The sequence below is a fragment of the Aminiphilus sp. genome (assembly GCF_029975095.1).
Taxonomy (GTDB): Bacteria; Synergistota; Synergistia; order Synergistales; family Aminiphilaceae; genus Aminiphilus.
Genome location: NZ_JARKPW010000068.1, coordinates 1 through 14,864 on the forward strand (window position 1 = coordinate 1; position 14,864 = coordinate 14,864).

The window sequence follows — 14,864 nt, forward strand, 5'->3', positions numbered from 1 at the left end:
GCCGCCGTCGACGGCGGCGACGATCCGGGCGATTGTCGCCTTTTTCGACGCCAGGAAGGGGAGCTTCGAGGCGTTCAGCTGGACTCCCCCGGGGGAGAGTGCGTCCGTATCGGTGCGATTCAAAGAAGAAAGCCTTTCCGCCTCGTGGGACGGAACGAAGAACGGGCATCTTGCCGGCGTGACCTTCAGGGAAGTGTTGTAAGCCCCTCTCCGGAGGGGCTTACGCTATGCCTTTATTCCCAGGCGGGTTTTCAGCCCTTCCTGAAGAACCAGGGAGTAGCTGATCTTTGCCGCTTTCGCTTCCGCATCCAGCCACCGTGGAAGTGTAACCATCCTGTTCACAGCCCTGTTGTTCATCTTCTCCCGGAACGGGGGCATGAAAACGTCCACAAGCACGATCACCTGATCTTTTTCCGGGGAAAGCTCCGTCGGGCGGGTAGGCTCCGGGATCTCGTCCCCATCCTCTTCCATTCCGAAAAGGTGCAGGGAAGGAGCTTCCCTGGCCATGCGCAACGCCTCTTCTTCGGGGGCTCCCTGGGAGACGCAGCCCGGAAGGTCGGGGAAGACAACCCCGATTTCCTCACCCTCGTCGTAGCAGAAAAATGCGGGATACACGTATTTGTCTTTCATGGGAAAAACCTCCTTTGGGCTCTATATCTTGAGCCCCGATTGTTTTCTGATACTTTCCAAAACCGAGATGTTCAAATCTTTTTTGGGATGGGGGACCGTTACTTTGCCTTTCTTTACCGGGTGTTTGAACTGATGGTGATCCCTCGTGGTTTTGTAGAGGAACCATCCGTCTTTTTTGAGCAACTTGATGATTTCCGATGAAGAATAGCTTTTGCCCATGGCCGCAACCCCCTTCGAGGATAGGATAACATATGTTGAAACATATGTCAACAGATTTAGAGAGGAGATGTCGCAATGCCGCGCGGATCAAGCGCCTACAGGATTGCGGCGGCGGCGGAGATCACGACGGCCTGGCTGGTCGCGATTTCGTCGCTTCCGGTCATCAACGATCCATCGACGACCATCGAGCTTTTCTTCACCGATTTTCCTTCAGACATCGTTTACGGCGGAAAGACGTATCTTCCGAGCCCGGTGAAACTCGTCGCTCCGAAAGTGAGCAAGGACATGGAGAGGGGGACGGGGAGCGTCGCGCTCTGCAACCTCACGAACGAATTCAGCGGGTACGCGAAGAACTACCGCATTCAGGATTCGCAGATCATTGTCACCCATGCCGTGAAGAACGGAGATGCCTGGCTGGGGCTCGTGTCGTTCGTCGGAGTGATGGACGCGCCGACCATTGCGGAGGAGAAAATCCCCGTGAAGATCGCAAGCGGTAGGAGCGTGGCGACGCTTCTGCCGCGGACTCTCTACTGAAGCCGGGACTTTCCGCATCTTCCGAGCGCGAAGGCCCCGCGCTCGCTGGCGCTGAAATGACGCTCGCCGATCTTGTCGGGGTTTCCTGGAGAGTGCGCGGGAGAGACCTGGACGGGCCCGTCGCCCCCTGCGCGGGGGCGTGGATTGAAACGAAGTTTCCTCCCGAGAGTGAAAAGTGTTGTTCCTCGTCACAGATCGTGTCATCCCACTTGACATGCGCCGGTCATGCGTATACCGTCCGATTTTAGCTCTCTTATCGACTGCGAGGTGTTGTGCTGACATGGTCCGGCTTATGAAGAGTCTGTTTCTCGGCATCTTTCTCATCGTCGCCGCAAGCGCGGTGCTGCTGGTTTCCGACTACCGGGGGCGGGTGCAGAACATGTCCGGAACGCCCGGTGGCCTGGCTTCCGATGGCCCGGCGGCGGCGTTGCACGGCAAGGTTCGGGCGGGCAGGCCGGTTCGCGTGGCGGTGCTCAAATGGACGGCTTCGGTGACCACCGACGAGACTTACGAAGGGCTGGTGGCGGGGCTGGCGGAGCGCGGCTTTGAGCATGGCAAAAACGTGATGCTGGACACGTTCTCCGCCGAGGGTGACATGCCCACCGCTGTGAGCATGGCCCAGAACGCCTGCGGAGGCGACTACGACCTGATGCTCACCATCAGCACGCCCATGCTGCAGGTGGGGGCCACGGCGAACAAGGAGGGGAAGGTGGTGCACGTCTTCGGGGCGGTCACCGATCCCTATGCCGCCGGAGTGGGCATCAGTCGCGAAAATCACCGGGAGCATCCCGCATGGCTCACGGGGGTGGGCACCTTCCAGCCGGTGCGCGAGGTGCTGGAGTTGACGAAAAGGCTCTATCCGGACCTGACGCGCGTCGGGACGGTGATGAATCCCTCGGAGGCATGCTCCCAGGCGTGTTACGAGCTGGCGAAAAAGACCTGCGCCGAGCTGGGCGTGGAGCTGGTCGCCGTGACGGTCGACAATTCGTCGGCGGTGTATGAGGCGGCGTCGGCGCTGGCGTCGCAGGGTGTGCAGGTCTTCGCCATCGGCGGCGACAATTCGGTGGAGTCGGCCTTTGACTCGGTGGTGCGGGCGGCGGACGCGGCGGGCATTCCCGTGGTGGGTTACGCCTCCATGTACGCCGAAAAGGGGGCGCTCTTCGGGCTGGGGGCGAACTACGTGGAAGTGGGGCGCATTCAGGCGCAGGTGGCGGCGGATATCCTCGGGGGCGTTTCTCCCGTGGACATTCCCGTGGAGAACGTGATGCCGCTCAAGCTGTCGCTGAACAAAAACGTGCTGAAGAAGCTGCGCGATCCCTGGCGCATTCCTCCCGAGGTGGAGGCGCAGGCGGCGATCATCGTGGACGAGTCGGGAACGCGGCATCTGTCGCAGGACGTTTCCGCGCCCTCGGGCGTGCCGACGGCGGCGGGAGCGGGCGCCGCTCCTGGGGCTCGCCGATGGAACCTGCATTATCTGAATTACGTGGACTCCGCGCCGCAGGAGGAGACGCTCCGCGGCTTTCTGAAGGCGCTTCGGGACGAGGGATGGACCGAGGGGAAAGAATACACGCTGACGGTGTCAAATGCTCAGGGGGATATGCCGACGCTTGCCGCCATGGTGGACAACGTGCTGACCCAGAACGCGGACATGCTGGTGCTCACCTCCACTCCCACCCTGCAGACGGCGGTGAAGAAGGTGCGCGACATTCCTGTGATCTTCGGCGTGGTGGCGAATCCCGTACTGGCAGGGGCGGGCACGAGCGACACCGACCATCTGCCTAACGTGACGGGCATCTCCTCGGCGTCGGCCTACGGCGAGGGCGCGGCGGCGCTGCTCGCGTGCCTGCCGGGGGCGAAGCGCGTGGGAACGCTGGTGAACCCGTCGGAATCAAACTGCGTCTACAACTTCGAACAACTGAAGGCGGTCTTCGCTGCGAAGGGGGTCGAACTCGTCTCCGTTTCCGTCTCGACGCCCACGGAAATTCCCGACGGCATCCGGGCGCTCCTTTCGATGAACGTCGATGCGGTGCTGCAGGTGGCGGGAAATCTTTTCTTCTCCTCCTTCGCTCCCATCTCGAAGGCCTGTCTGGAGGCGAAGACGCCCCTCTTCGGGTTCGACACCTCCACTGCGACCAAAGGGGGGGCGGCGGTGGCCGTGGCGCGCGACTATGTCGCCGGAGGCGAGGAAATGGGACACGTGGCCCTGCGCGTGCTGCGGGGAGAAAAGCCCGCCGCGATCCCCTTCGCTCCCATCAGCAGGACCATCGTCACCATCAACGAGAAGAACGCGGCGCGCTACGGGCTCGATATTCCCGCTTCGTTGCGGCAGCGGGCGAACGTCGTTTCGGGCGAGTAGCGAAAGGAGAAGGGACCATGCAGATCGAACGGCGGGAAGAACCGAGCGGGCTGGCGCTGCTGCTTCGGGGGCGGCTGGATGCGGGACGTTGCCGCATCCTGGAGGACGAGCTTGAGGACGCCATCAGGCAAGGCTCTCACCACATCGTGCTCGACATGGACGAGGTGCTCTTCCTCAGTTCCGCGGGCATTCGCAGTCTGTTGCGCTACAAGAGGACCTTGACGGCGCTCGGGGGGGATCTGGCGATCCGGCGGCCCTCGGAGTTCGTGCGGGAGATTCTGAACATGGTGGGGATGACCGCGTTCTTCGTCGAGGGAGATGCGGCGGCGCCCGCCCATGCGGTGGAGAAAATCGTCCGGTTCGATCTGGGAGACGGGTCGTTCCGGGCGGAACTGTCGGGGGCGGGGGAGGTGTGCTCCTTCGGGTCCGGCAGTTGGGGATTGGGCATTGGTTCCTTTGAAAAGGAACGGAGCGACAGCGGAGAAGTGCTGGCGGCGGAGGGGTTCGCCCTGATGCTCCCGCCGGGGGACGGGCAGACGCCGGATTTCATGGCCGCCTCGGGCGATTTCGTCCCCTCGGTGCACTTTGCGTCGGGGGTGGTGCTGCGGGGCGCGCCCTCGTGCTGTCTGCGCTTTTCCGAGAGCCTGCCGGGAATGCCCCTGTCGGAGCTGGCGGCTCTTGCCCTCGATGCCGTGGGAGCACCGGCGGCGGCTCTGGCGCTGGTGGCCGAAACGTCGGGGCTCGTCGGGGCAAGCCTGAGCGTGCCCGGCCCGGAGGCCGTGCTGGATGAGGGTTTTTTCGCCTTTCCCGCGGTGCGCGAGCATCTGGACTACCGCCCCGAAAAGCGTTTCGACCGTCACCTGGCGGTGGTGGTGGGGCTGGCGGTCCGGGGCGACGCGGGGGCCTTCGCCCCGCAGGTGCGGCCCCTCGCCGGAGGGGAGGCGCTTTCGGGGCACTTTCACGCGGCGGTCTTTCCCTTCAAGGCCATTCCGCAGGGCAGGGTGGAGTTGCCGTCGGTGCTCGCCCGACTGTTCGATGCCGTGGATCCCGTGGGACTGCTGCATCTGCTGCATGACCGGCGCCCCATCTCCGGCGCCGGAGAGAGTGCCTTCCTGAGCGGGGCACTGTGGGCGGGCGCCCTGGCGGGGCTGGAAGGAGGCCGGGCGTGAGTCTTCTTATCGGAGCCCTCACCATGGGTTTTCTCCTTTCGCTGATGGCCCTGGGGGTCTACCTCACCTTCCGCATTTTCGGTTTCGCCGACCTCGCCACCGACAGCATTCTCACCCTGGGAGCCGCCGTGGCGGCGGTGCTGATGGCGGCCGGCGTACCGCCGACGCTTGCCACGCCGGCCGCCGTGGGGGCGGGCATGCTGGCGGGCGGCGTCACCGGTGTGCTGCACACGCGGTTCCACATCAACAACCTGCTCTCGGGCATTCTGGTGATGACGGGGCTCTACTCGGTGAACCTGCGCATCATGGGGGGGAGCAACGTTCCGCTGTCGCAGACCGCCACGCTGGTGGACGGTGTGGGGGATGCGGTGCGGCACCTGACGGGGATCGACAGCGTGCGGATCTCCATCTGGCAGGTTTCCGTGGGGGACCTGGCGGTGCTCGGCGGCGCTTTTCTGCTGGCGTGCTTCCTCGGCGTGGCGCTTCGGGTCTTTCTGCGGACCGATTTCGGCATTGCGCTGCGGGCGTCGGGTGACAACAGCCAGTCCGCGCTGGCCCAGGGGGTGAGCGCCCCGGACATGCTGCTCTTCAGCCTGATGCTCGCCGGGGGGCTTTCGGCCCTCACCGGGGCGCTGCTGGCCCAGTACCAGGGCTTCGCCGACGTGCAGATGGGGGTGGGCACGCTGGTGCTGGGGCTCGCCAGCGTCATCATGGGGCAGGCGCTGGTGCGCACGCGCTCCATCGGCATCTCCCTCGCCGGGGCGGTGATGGGATCGGTCCTCTTTCGGCTCCTGGTCTCCATCGCCCTGCGCTGGGGGCTGAACCCCAACGACCTCAAGCTGATCACGGCGCTCTTCGTGCTCGCAACGCTGGTGCTGCCGGGTCTCGTGGGGCGGCTGCGGAAGAGGACGGTGCACCATGCTTGACATACAGAACGCGGTCAAGACCTTCCATCCCGGCACCGAGAACGAGGTTCGGGCTCTGCAGGGAGTGGAGCTGCGGGTGGAGGACGGTTCCTTCGTGGTGGTCATCGGCACCAACGGGTCGGGTAAATCGACGCTGCAGAACGCCGTGTCGGGAAGCTTTTTCCTCGACACGGGGCGCATTCTGCTCGCCGGGCAGGACATCACCCGGTGGCCCGAGCATCGCCGGGCGACGCTGATCGGGCGCGTCTTCCAGAACCCCTTCAGCGGCACGGCTCCCAACATGACCGTGGGGGAGAACCTCGCCCTCGCCGCACGGCGCGGCCTGCGGCGCACGCTGCGCGCAGGTGCGTTCGCCGGGTCCGGGTCCCGGGATGCGCTGGCCGAGCGGGTGCGCTCGCTGGGAATGGGGCTCGAAGACAGGCTGGAGAGCGAGATCGGCCTGCTTTCCGGGGGGCAGCGGCAGGCGCTGACGTTGCTGATGGCCACGCTGCGTCGTCCCGAGCTGCTGCTGCTCGACGAGCACACGGCGGCCCTCGATCCCCGGGCGGCGGACATGGTGATCCGCGTCACCGACGATCTGGTGCGCGAGGGGAGGCTCACCACGCTGATGGTGACCCACTCCATGCAGCAGGCGGTGAGCCTGGGCGACCGGCTGATCATGATGCACCGGGGGCGCATCGTGGCCGACATTTCGGGGGCGGAGAAGAAACGCCTCCGCCCCGGCGATCTGCTGGACCGTTTCGACGCCATCAAACGCCGCGAGCAGATCGATCCCTCGGTGGCGGAGATGCTGCGGGAGATGTACGTGTAGGGATTCCGGCGCGGGCGGGCGTCGTCTTCGTCGCCGGCTGTTTTTGCGTGGCCGTTTTTACCGACCTGTGATCCCCGTTTCTTGACAGAGGATCGGAAATCGCGTGTACTTTGAAGAGGGAAGAGGGAAGAGGGATGCGGAGAGGGCGACAGAAGCGGCAGGCGTAACGGAACAAACGGATGGACAAGCAGAAGACCGGGGCTCCCGCGGCTGTTTTTGTCGGGAGGGGCGGCGGTACAAAGTCCCTTGGAGGGGAAGAGATGGCGGAATATTCGTCCCGAAATGGTTTTCACGTGGAGCTGAAGATGCTCGAGTCCGATCTCGTCCGGCTCGGCGAGAGGGCCCAGGACGCCCTCACCAATGCCACGTGGGCGCTGAAGGAGCGGGATTTCTCCCTGGCGCGGGAAGTGCTTCAGGACGAGGAGGCGACGAACCTTCTGGCGGAGCGCATCGATTCTCAGGGGTTCCAGCTCATCGCCCGAAACCGTCCCATCGGGCAGGATCTCCGGACCGTCTCCGCTGTTCTCCACATGGCGGTGGATCTGGAACGCATCGCCGACTACGGCGTGCACATCGCCAAGATCGCTCTCGAGATCGGCGACGCGCCCTTCGTGAAGCCTTTGGTGGACATTCCCCGCATGGCGACCCGGGTACGCGAGATGATCGGCGGCGCGCTCTGCGCGTTTCTCGGGCGGGACGCCGCGGCCGCCCGGGAGATCTGCCCTCTGGACGACGAGGTGGACGATCTGGAAAAGCGGATCATGCGGGATCTCATCGATCTCATGACCCGCGATTCCCGGACCATTCCCCAGGGCACGCGGCTTCTCCTCGTGGCGAGAAACCTGGAGCGTGCGGGCGACCACGCCACGAACCTGGCGGAGCGCATCCTCTTCATGGTCACCGGTGTGGCCGAAAAATCCTGTGCGCTCCGGCGCCCCCTCTGCGAGGTTTCCGAGGAGTCCTGCTGAACCTGCCGGCCCGGGGAGCGCGCAAGGCCCGGGGAGCGTACGAAAGAGGGGGCGCGGGGGCGCTCTCCTTGATCGTGCGATGCACGGCGAGGAAACGCCCCCGCGCCGCGGAAGATGCCCTATGGCGTGCCCGTCTCCTGGGATGCGGGGGCGATGTCCGCCAGCTCCAGATAGAGGCGCACCCGCTCGGCCATGCGCTCCCGGTCGAGAGGGCCGTTGCTGGTCTGCACGGAGAAGAGCTTTTCCGGAATGGTCACCTTTTCCGGGGAGAACCCACAGGCCCTCTTCCAGGCGTGTTTTCTCCGGAGCGTCTCCTCTCCGAGGCGGCGAAGCTCTTCGGGCGTGCGGGAAATGCCCAGGGCGGCCAAGGCCGCCGCGGTGGTCTCGCCGTCGTAGATGCTCCGGGCGAAGAGGCAGGTGACGAGGGAGTTGGTGACCATGCGCCACTGGGCGTCCTTCACCTGCGCCGCCACCTGTTCCCGCAGGGGCTGGGGCTTGCCGAGGAGCTTCTGGTCGATGCCGTAGCCGCCGTCGTCCAGGTGGGAGTGGCGCACCCCCACGATCCAGGTGAGAAGGGCGTTTTCTCCCGTGAGATAGCCCGCGGGCTCCACCCTGCCGAAGTGCATGGCGAACCGCTCGCCGCCGTAGACGGCGGCGCAGTGGGCCGTTCCCCCTTCGAGATCCCGGTAGAACTGGCCTGCTCCGGTGCGGATGCGGTGCAGGACCTCCAGATAGCCTCCGGCGTCGCCGAACTGGATGGGGAGCCCTTCCGTAACGTCCAGGCCGATGACGCCCGAGAGAAACGCCTCGGAGGCCCAGGCGAGGGTGCACCCCATGCTCATGGCGTCCCAGCCCTCTTTCTCCACGGCGAGGATGAGGCGCAGCACGTCCTCCGGGGAGCCCAGGCTCAGTTGCGTTCCCAGGGCGTAGATGAGTTCGTAGTCGTAGGGGACTTTGGTGGTGCGGTAGTGGTAGGGCTTGAACTCCTCCCGGATCTCCGCCACGTGGATGCAGCCGCACTGGCAGTGTGCGCAGGCGGTGTGCTGCACGAGCCAGTCCCTGGCGAAGCACTCCCCGGAGAGCGCTTCCGCCCCCTCGAAATATCCCTGGGAGAAATTGCGCGTGGGCAGTCCCCGGATGGCGTTGAGGGTGAGGATGTTCCCCGCCGTTCCGAGGTCGTGGTACTTGCGCATCTCTCCCGAGTGGACCACCTTGTCGTAGATGCCCTGGTAGGTGTCGCGGTAGCTCTTGAGCCTCTCCGGGACGAAGGCGCCGCTGCCGCTCACGAGAATCGCCTTGAGGTTCTTCGCCCCCAGCACCGCCCCGAGGCCGAGGCGCCCGAAGTGGCGCGAGGAGTCCACGGTGGCGCAGGCGAGAGGGGAGAGGCGCTCTCCCGCGGGGCCGATGCGGACCACGGAACTCTTGCGCCCGTCCTGGGGGTCGAAGTCCCGAAGAATACGCTCCGTGGCGAGGGAGGATTTGCCCCAGACGGTCCGGGCGGAGTGAAAGCGCACCTCGTGGTTGTCGATGGTGAGAAAGGTGGGGTGCGGTGCCCTGCCGGTGATGACCAGGGCGTCGATGTCCGCCTCGCGCAGGGCCGCGGCGAGGCGTCCTCCCGCATGGGACTCGCCCAGTTCTCCCGTGAGGGGAGATTTGAAGAGCGCCACCGTCTTGGTCGCCACGGGATAGAGCCCGCTCAGGGGACCGATGACGAAGATCACAGGATTGTCCGGACCCAGGGGGTCACAGTCGGGGGGGCAGTGCCGGAAGAGCAGCTCCGTTCCCGCGGCGGTGCCGCCGAGCCAGGTGTCGAAAAGCTCCCTGTCCCGGACGAGCCGGGACGTTTGCGCGGAAAGATCGACGAAGAGCAGATTCTCCTGCATGGGATCAGGCCTCCTCCGTCAGGGTCAGGACATTGTTGGGACAGAAGCGGGCGCAGGTGCCGCAGTGTACGCAGGGAAGGGGGATGCGCTCCTCCTCGTCCCACTGGAGCACCTTGAGAACGCAGGCGCGGACGCAGGCGCCGCAGGAGATGCAGCGTTCCCTCTCCAGCCTTACGCCTCCCTGGGGCTGCACCACCAGCGCTCCCGCGGGGCAGGCGGCGGCGCAGTCCGGTTCGGCGCACCGCAGGCAGGTGCGGAGAGAAAAGGCCCCCTCCACGCCGGAATAGACCCGCACCCGCAGGGCCGCCTTATTGGTGCTTCCCGCCCTGCGGAAGGTGCGGCTGCAGGCGTACATGCAACTGAAGCACCCCACACACTGGTCCCGGTTCGCCACGGTCAGTCTTTTGCTCACGAGAAGATCCCCCTCTCCGTTTCTGCCGCTTTTTTCCCCTCTGAATTTCTTCCGTTTCCGTCCGTTTGCTCTTCCGTCCCGTGCTGTACAGGTCCGTTTTGTCGTGCGCGCCGTGCTGCGTTCCGCCCTGTTCCGATCCGTCTGGTGTCGCTCCGCCGCCGATTTCCCTTGCGCTTGCGTCGCCACGGGGCGGGATGCCACACTTTTCCGTCTTTTCGGCGGGTTTCGGAAATAAAGAAAGGAGCCCTTGAGCAAGGGCTCCCGCTCTTCGTCTGGGGGGAGTGGCGTGATCGTCCTTTGTTTGGATGCCATCCTAGGGGAACACCCGGAGAATGTCAAGAAGAACGGCTTTCCGTGATTTGTCGTATACTGCATGGAAATGTTTGCGATTGTTCGAAATGGCAATGGCAATGAAAATGGAAAGAGAAATGGAATGGTGCGCCTCTTCCGCCGTGGTCTCTGGACGGGGCGTGCGCCATCTGGGAAGATGAACGTGTTCGCTCCGCCGCGCATGCCGACGCGGGCACGCCCCGGAAAGCGCGGCGGAGCGAGGCCGATGGAAACACGGATGATGCAGCGGTCGGGAACGGCAATGGTGGTCTTCTCGGGAAGTTCCCCCCTAAAGGAGAGGGACTTCCCGAGTGTGAGCCGACTCCACCTCCGTTGTGTTTGACGTGACAGTCCAGGGACGAAAAGAACGAAAGCGGCGACAGGAGCGGAGAAAAGCACGAAAAACACGAAAAGCAGCGAAAAGAACGGGGGCTTGAACGGTCCTTGCGGAACGGTTTTCCGCCCCGGAGTCCACTTTACGGAGGAGGTTCGCACATGTCCCAAAGCATCTTCAACCACGTGCTCGGTCCCGTTCTGCACGGGCCGTCCAGCTCGCACACCGCCGCGGCGTACCACATCGCGGCGCTGGTGCGCTCCTTTCTGGGAGAAGAGCCTGTGGAGGCGCACGTCGCCTTCGACGAAAACGGCTCCTGGGGGCAGGTGTACGCCCAGCAGGGGAGCGATCTCGCCTTCACCTGCGGCGTGCTGGGATGGCCCATCGACGACGGGCGGTTCTTCGAGGCGCTGGAGACGGCGCGCCGCCAGGGTGTGACCGTCGCGTTTTCCGTGACGACGCTGCCGGGAGCGGAGCACCCCAACGACATGGATGTGCGCTTTCGCGGGCGGAGCGGCGGTGAACTCCGATGCCGCGCCCGTTCCGTGGGAGGCGGAGCGGTGTTTCTCACCGAGATGGACGGACACCCCGTGCACCTTGAAGGAGATGCCCACGACGTCGTGGCTCCCGTGCCATCCCGGGAGTGCGCCCGGGCAGTGTGCGCCGCCCTGGAGCGGGACGGGGCGTGCCCCGGAGAGATGTCGCTCGCCGACGCGAAAGAGGGGGTGCACCTGGTCGTTTCCTGCCGCCGTGCGCCCTCGCCGGAAGTTCGGGCGGCTCTGAAGGCGCTCCTCGCGGAGGAGTGCGCCCGAAGCGGCTTCGCCGAAAGCGTGCTGCGCGTGGGAACCCCCGTCTTCTTCGTTCCCTCCGGAGAGCCTCTCTTCACCTCCGCAGCGGAGGCAGTCCGCCTTGCCGCGGAGCGGGAAGGCGGACTCGGAGAGATCTCCCGGGCCTACGAGGCGCAGCTCCTCGGGCTTTCCGAGGAGGAAGTGACCGCCGAGATGACCCGCCGCTACCGGATCATGCGGGCTTCGGTGGAGCGGGGGCTCTGCACCGAGGGAGACCCCATGCGCCTTCTGGACCGCTCCGCGGGCAAGGTGCTCGCGGCGGAGCGGGAGGGGCGCCTCCCCCAGGGGGGGCTTCACACCCGGACGGCGGCCCGGGCGCTTGCGGCCATGCACGAGAACAGCGCCATGGGCGTGGTCGTGGCGGCGCCCACGGCGGGCTCCGCAGGGGTGCTGCCCGCGGTGGCGGTGACGCTCGAGGAAGAGTGGGGGCTTTCGGAGGAGCAGGTGGTACGGAGCCTCTTCGCCGCGTCGGGAGTGGGGCTGGTGGTGGCCCTGCGGGCCACCTTCGCCGCAGAGGTGGCGGGGTGCCAGGTGGAGATAGGCGCCGCCGGAGCGATGGCCGCGGCGGCGGTGGCGGATGCCTGGGGAGGAAGCGCGCAACTCGCCTGTGACGCCGCGGCGGTGGCGTTTCAGAACACCATGGGATCCATCTGCGACCCCGTGCAGGGGTGTGTGGAGATCCCCTGCCACACCCGGAATGCCGTGGCTGCCGCGTCGGCCTTCGTCTGCGCGGATCTCGTCGCCGGAGGCTACGTCAATCCTGTTCCTCTGGACGAGACGGTGGACGCGGTGTACGCCGTGGGAACCATGCTTCCGGCGGAGCTGCGCTGTACCGCCCGGGGCGGGCTTTCTCTGTGTCCCTCCGCGCTCGCGCTGCCGATGCGGGATCTCAGGGCTTCGCGCCGGGAATGAAGAGTTCGCTTCCCGCCACGACGGTCTCTCCCTGGAGGCCCGGATTCGCCTCCGCGATGGCCGCGGCGGCCACGCCGTAGCGGGAGGCGATGGCGTTCAGGGATTCGCCGCTTTTCACGGTGTGGAAGAGGCCGTTTCGGTCGGGAACGCGGAGCTGCATTCCCGGCTGGAGGCGGTTCGGATCGGCGAGCGCGTTGGAGCCCAGCACGGTGGCGACGGTCACGCCGTATTTGGTGGCGATGGACCAGAGGGTTTCCCCCGCGGCGACGGTGTGGACGGAGGTGCGCGGGGCCCCCGGACGGGCCGTCGCCGGGGCTCCCGAACCTCCCGTGGCCGGAGCCTGTGCGGGCGTCTCGGTGTGTACGGGTCGGGCTGTTTCAGGAGAGGCGCCGGTGCCGGCGGCGATGGCCGCGGTCGGAGCGGAAGCGTTTCCCGCTGCAACGGGGACCCGCAGGACCTGACCTATCCGGATGGGATAGGGGGATTTCAACCCGTTCGCGTCTGCCAGAGCCTGTACGGTGGTGCCGTACCGGCGGGCGATCACGGACAGGGATTCTCCCGCCGCGACGGTGTGCTCCCGGAACGTCTGGGGGGAGGGTGCCCGGGTCGGCGCGGCGGCACTCGTGCCGGAGCCGACCGGCACGGCTACGGCTCCCTCGGTGCTTGTGGCACCTGCCGGGGTGTCGCTTCCGCCGGCGGTGACGGAAGCCCCTTCGCCTCCGGGGTGGGCCGCCTCCAGGGGCTGCGCCGCCGGATCCTTCGGGAAGGGAGCCTCGGTCGGTGCGGCGGGAGAGAGGGTGCCGGAAAGCTTTGCCGGCAGTTCCGCCTTGGGGTGCAGGGAGAGGATGGCGAAGGAGAGAACGCCGATGACGGCACCGAGGAGTACGATGCTCTTGAAGGTGCTCCGCCACTCGTCGCGGACCCGGTAGGCGCGGCTGAGCATGATATCGTCGTCCCGCTCACGCGATTTTCTGAACATGGTGGTTTCCTCCGTTTTCTCGTCTTCGGCGCGTTCCCGTCCTCTCTAACGGAGAAGAACGGAGCGCCGTGCCTTGGAAAAGCTTTCCGGGAGACGCTCGCTCGAATGCGGCTGAACCGGGACCGGTCAGTTCCACCTGGCCAGGACCTGGGCAGAAAGAAGCGTTCCGGAGGGTTTCGGGGATTTTCCGGCAGCGTACGGCGTCTCTTTCTCAGAAGTACATAGTACACCATTCGATCCGCCGCGTCGCAAGGGTCATTTTGCGGAAACGGTCCGGGTCGTGTGCCGTCGTTGACGAAGAAGAGGCGTGGAGGTGTGCACTCTTTAGCGGCGCCCGTTCCGGGCGCTCCGGAGCGAGGGAAGGGGAACGCGCCGCGGGGGAGCTGCGGTGCGTCGCGGGACGGTCCTTCGTGGGCCGATCGCTGCGAGAAGGCTTTTGTGTCGTGTATCGAAGGCGCCTTGACGCGAGGGAATTTTTCGCGCCGTCGGACAACTGCCGCGGAATGACGCGGGGAGGAGTGGGACGGAACGTGGAACAGGACAGGGAGTGTGTGAAAAAAAAGTATTCCCGGCGGTGGGCCATCTGGGGCATCATGGCCCTCGCCTTCATGGTGGTGTTCTTCCACCGGCTCGCGGTGGGGGTGGTGCGGGACGATCTCGTGGCGTCCTTCGGACTCTCCGACGGGGCGTTCGGCACGCTGGCGTCGATGTATTTCTTCGCCTACATGCTCATGCAGATTCCCGTGGGCATGCTCGCGGACAGCCTCGGCGCACGGGTCATCGTCTCCGCAGGGGTGGCGCTCTCCGGCGTCGGGTCGCTGCTCTTCGCCTTCGCTCCCTCGGAGGCGTGGCTCTATCCGGCGCGCTTTCTCGTGGGGCTGAGCGTTGCCACGGTGTTCGTGTCCATCCTGAAGATCATCTCCCAATGGTTTCTTCCCGAGGAGTTCGCCACCATGACGGGGTACACGAACTTTCTCGGCAACCTGGGAGGGCTTCTCGCCCAGACGCCCCTGGCGTGGCTCGTGGTGCTCTTCACCTGGCGGGGCACCTTCGCGGGGATCGGAGTGTTCTCCCTGGTTCTGGCGTTCTGCTGTTACCGGATCATCCGGAATGCCCCCGAGGATGCGGGGTTGCCCCCTCTGGTCGAGGGAGGAGGCACGGGCGGCGGCGCAAAGGATCTCCTGCCGGCCCTCGCGGAGGTTCTTCGGAGCCGTGGGCTCTTTGCCGCCTCCATGGTGAACGCCATGTTCGTGGGCACCTATTTCGCCCTGGCCGGGGCCTGGGGCGTTCCCTTCCTCAAGGCCGTGTACGGCTTCGACAAGGCCCGGGCGGCGAACCACGTGGTGCTGCTCATTCTGGGGGCCATGTTCGGCGGCATCATCCTGGGGTGGCTCTCGGACCGCCTCGGCAGGCGGCGGCCCCCGATCCTCTTCTTCGGAGGGCTCTACCTCGTCCTGTGGGCGCTTCTGATCTTCTGGCCCGGAGGAAGGCTTCCCGAAGGAATCCTGAAGCCCTACCTCTTCACCATGGGATTTTCCTGCATGTCCTTCGCG

14 protein-coding genes are annotated in these 14,864 nt (G+C 65.7%); 9 read left to right on the forward strand and 5 right to left on the reverse strand.

Annotated elements, in window-relative coordinates; genetic code table 11:
- The coding region (locus tag Q1K49_RS04305; RefSeq protein WP_300523198.1) for a hypothetical protein at positions 1 to 202 on the forward strand (202 nt) is incomplete at its 5' end.
- Between the two features lie 23 nt (positions 203 to 225).
- On the opposite strand, the gene Q1K49_RS04310 is transcribed toward Q1K49_RS04305, so the two are convergent.
- Both Q1K49_RS04310 and Q1K49_RS04315 read right to left on the reverse strand, forming a co-directional pair.
- A complete protein-coding gene (locus tag Q1K49_RS04310) occupies positions 226 to 630 on the reverse strand; it encodes a type II toxin-antitoxin system HicB family antitoxin (protein WP_300523201.1) in 405 nt (134 codons plus the stop codon).
- Between the two features lie 21 nt (positions 631 to 651).
- Positions 652 to 849 carry a type II toxin-antitoxin system HicA family toxin gene (locus tag Q1K49_RS04315; RefSeq protein ID WP_300523203.1) on the reverse strand — a complete coding sequence of 66 codons (198 nt, stop codon included), beginning with the start codon at positions 847 to 849 and terminating at the stop codon, positions 652 to 654.
- A 75-nt stretch (positions 850 to 924) separates the two neighbouring features.
- Between Q1K49_RS04315 and Q1K49_RS04320 the strand changes: the two genes are divergently transcribed.
- The 6 genes from Q1K49_RS04320 to phoU all read left to right on the forward strand — a co-directional run bounded on the left by Q1K49_RS04320 (position 925) and on the right by phoU (position 7,613).
- A complete protein-coding gene (locus tag Q1K49_RS04320) occupies positions 925 to 1,383 on the forward strand; it encodes a hypothetical protein (protein ID WP_300523206.1) in 459 nt (152 codons plus the stop codon).
- 280 nt (positions 1,384 to 1,663) lie between these two features.
- Positions 1,664 to 3,739, forward strand: a complete 2,076-nt coding sequence (locus Q1K49_RS04325; protein ID WP_300523207.1) for an ABC transporter substrate-binding protein — start codon at positions 1,664 to 1,666, stop codon at positions 3,737 to 3,739.
- A 17-nt stretch (positions 3,740 to 3,756) separates the two neighbouring features.
- Positions 3,757 to 4,908 (forward strand): STAS domain-containing protein, encoded by a 1,152-nt coding sequence (locus Q1K49_RS04330; protein WP_300523210.1) that lies wholly within the window; start codon positions 3,757 to 3,759, stop codon positions 4,906 to 4,908.
- A complete protein-coding gene (locus Q1K49_RS04335; RefSeq protein ID WP_300523212.1) occupies positions 4,905 to 5,834 on the forward strand; it encodes an ABC transporter permease in 930 nt (309 codons plus the stop codon). The genes Q1K49_RS04330 and Q1K49_RS04335 overlap by 4 nt, the downstream gene beginning before the upstream one ends.
- Complete coding sequence (locus Q1K49_RS04340; protein WP_300523214.1) at positions 5,827 to 6,645, forward strand: ATP-binding cassette domain-containing protein; 819 nt, start codon at positions 5,827 to 5,829, stop codon at positions 6,643 to 6,645. Before Q1K49_RS04335 ends, Q1K49_RS04340 begins: the two co-directional genes overlap by 8 nt.
- A gap of 260 nt (positions 6,646 to 6,905) precedes the next feature.
- Entirely contained in the window at positions 6,906 to 7,613 is a 708-nt protein-coding gene (gene phoU / locus Q1K49_RS04345) for a phosphate signaling complex protein PhoU (protein ID WP_300523217.1), read from the forward strand.
- A 119-nt stretch (positions 7,614 to 7,732) separates the two neighbouring features.
- Here phoU and Q1K49_RS04350 read toward each other — a convergent pair whose 3' ends face one another.
- Both Q1K49_RS04350 and Q1K49_RS04355 read right to left on the reverse strand, forming a co-directional pair.
- The gene (locus Q1K49_RS04350) at positions 7,733 to 9,496 is read right to left on the reverse strand and encodes an aldehyde ferredoxin oxidoreductase N-terminal domain-containing protein (protein WP_300523219.1); all 1,764 of its coding nucleotides are present in this window, start codon (positions 9,494 to 9,496) and stop codon (positions 7,733 to 7,735) included.
- Between the two features lie 4 nt (positions 9,497 to 9,500).
- On the reverse strand, positions 9,501 to 9,908 hold the full coding sequence (locus Q1K49_RS04355) for a 4Fe-4S dicluster domain-containing protein (RefSeq protein WP_300523221.1): 408 nt from the start codon (positions 9,906 to 9,908) through the stop codon (positions 9,501 to 9,503).
- 825 nt (positions 9,909 to 10,733) lie between these two features.
- Here Q1K49_RS04355 and Q1K49_RS04360 point away from each other — a divergent pair.
- A complete protein-coding gene (locus Q1K49_RS04360) occupies positions 10,734 to 12,332 on the forward strand; it encodes an L-serine ammonia-lyase, iron-sulfur-dependent, subunit alpha (RefSeq protein WP_300523224.1) in 1,599 nt (532 codons plus the stop codon).
- Here Q1K49_RS04360 and Q1K49_RS04365 read toward each other — a convergent pair.
- Positions 12,310 to 13,311: a LysM peptidoglycan-binding domain-containing protein gene (locus Q1K49_RS04365; RefSeq protein WP_300523227.1), complete on the reverse strand. Its 1,002-nt coding sequence runs from the start codon at positions 13,309 to 13,311 to the stop codon at positions 12,310 to 12,312. The two genes, Q1K49_RS04360 and Q1K49_RS04365, sit on opposite strands and share 23 nt — an antisense overlap.
- Positions 13,312 to 13,862: 551 nt before the next feature.
- Here Q1K49_RS04365 and Q1K49_RS04370 point away from each other — a divergent pair.
- Positions 13,863 to 14,864: MFS transporter (locus Q1K49_RS04370; RefSeq protein ID WP_300523229.1), on the forward strand; the 1,002-nt coding region annotated here is incomplete at its 3' end.

Bases quoted from the DNA above. Each gene is read 5' to 3' on its own strand.
- Q1K49_RS04310 (WP_300523201.1), bottom strand. From the start codon at position 630: ATGAAAGACAAATACGTGTATCCCGCATTTTTCTGCTACGACGAGGGT.
- Q1K49_RS04315 (WP_300523203.1), bottom strand. From the start codon at position 849: ATGGGCAAAAGCTATTCTTCATCGGAAATCATCAAGTTGCTCAAAAAA.
- Q1K49_RS04320 (WP_300523206.1), top strand. From the start codon at position 925: ATGCCGCGCGGATCAAGCGCCTACAGGATTGCGGCGGCGGCGGAGATC.
- Q1K49_RS04325 (WP_300523207.1), top strand. From the start codon at position 1,664: ATGGTCCGGCTTATGAAGAGTCTGTTTCTCGGCATCTTTCTCATCGTC.
- Q1K49_RS04330 (WP_300523210.1), top strand. From the start codon at position 3,757: ATGCAGATCGAACGGCGGGAAGAACCGAGCGGGCTGGCGCTGCTGCTT.
- Q1K49_RS04340 (WP_300523214.1), top strand. From the start codon at position 5,827: ATGCTTGACATACAGAACGCGGTCAAGACCTTCCATCCCGGCACCGAG.
- phoU (WP_300523217.1), top strand. From the start codon at position 6,906: ATGGCGGAATATTCGTCCCGAAATGGTTTTCACGTGGAGCTGAAGATG.
- Q1K49_RS04350 (WP_300523219.1), bottom strand. From the start codon at position 9,496: ATGCAGGAGAATCTGCTCTTCGTCGATCTTTCCGCGCAAACGTCCCGG.
- Q1K49_RS04360 (WP_300523224.1), top strand. From the start codon at position 10,734: ATGTCCCAAAGCATCTTCAACCACGTGCTCGGTCCCGTTCTGCACGGG.
- Q1K49_RS04365 (WP_300523227.1), bottom strand. From the start codon at position 13,311: ATGTTCAGAAAATCGCGTGAGCGGGACGACGATATCATGCTCAGCCGC.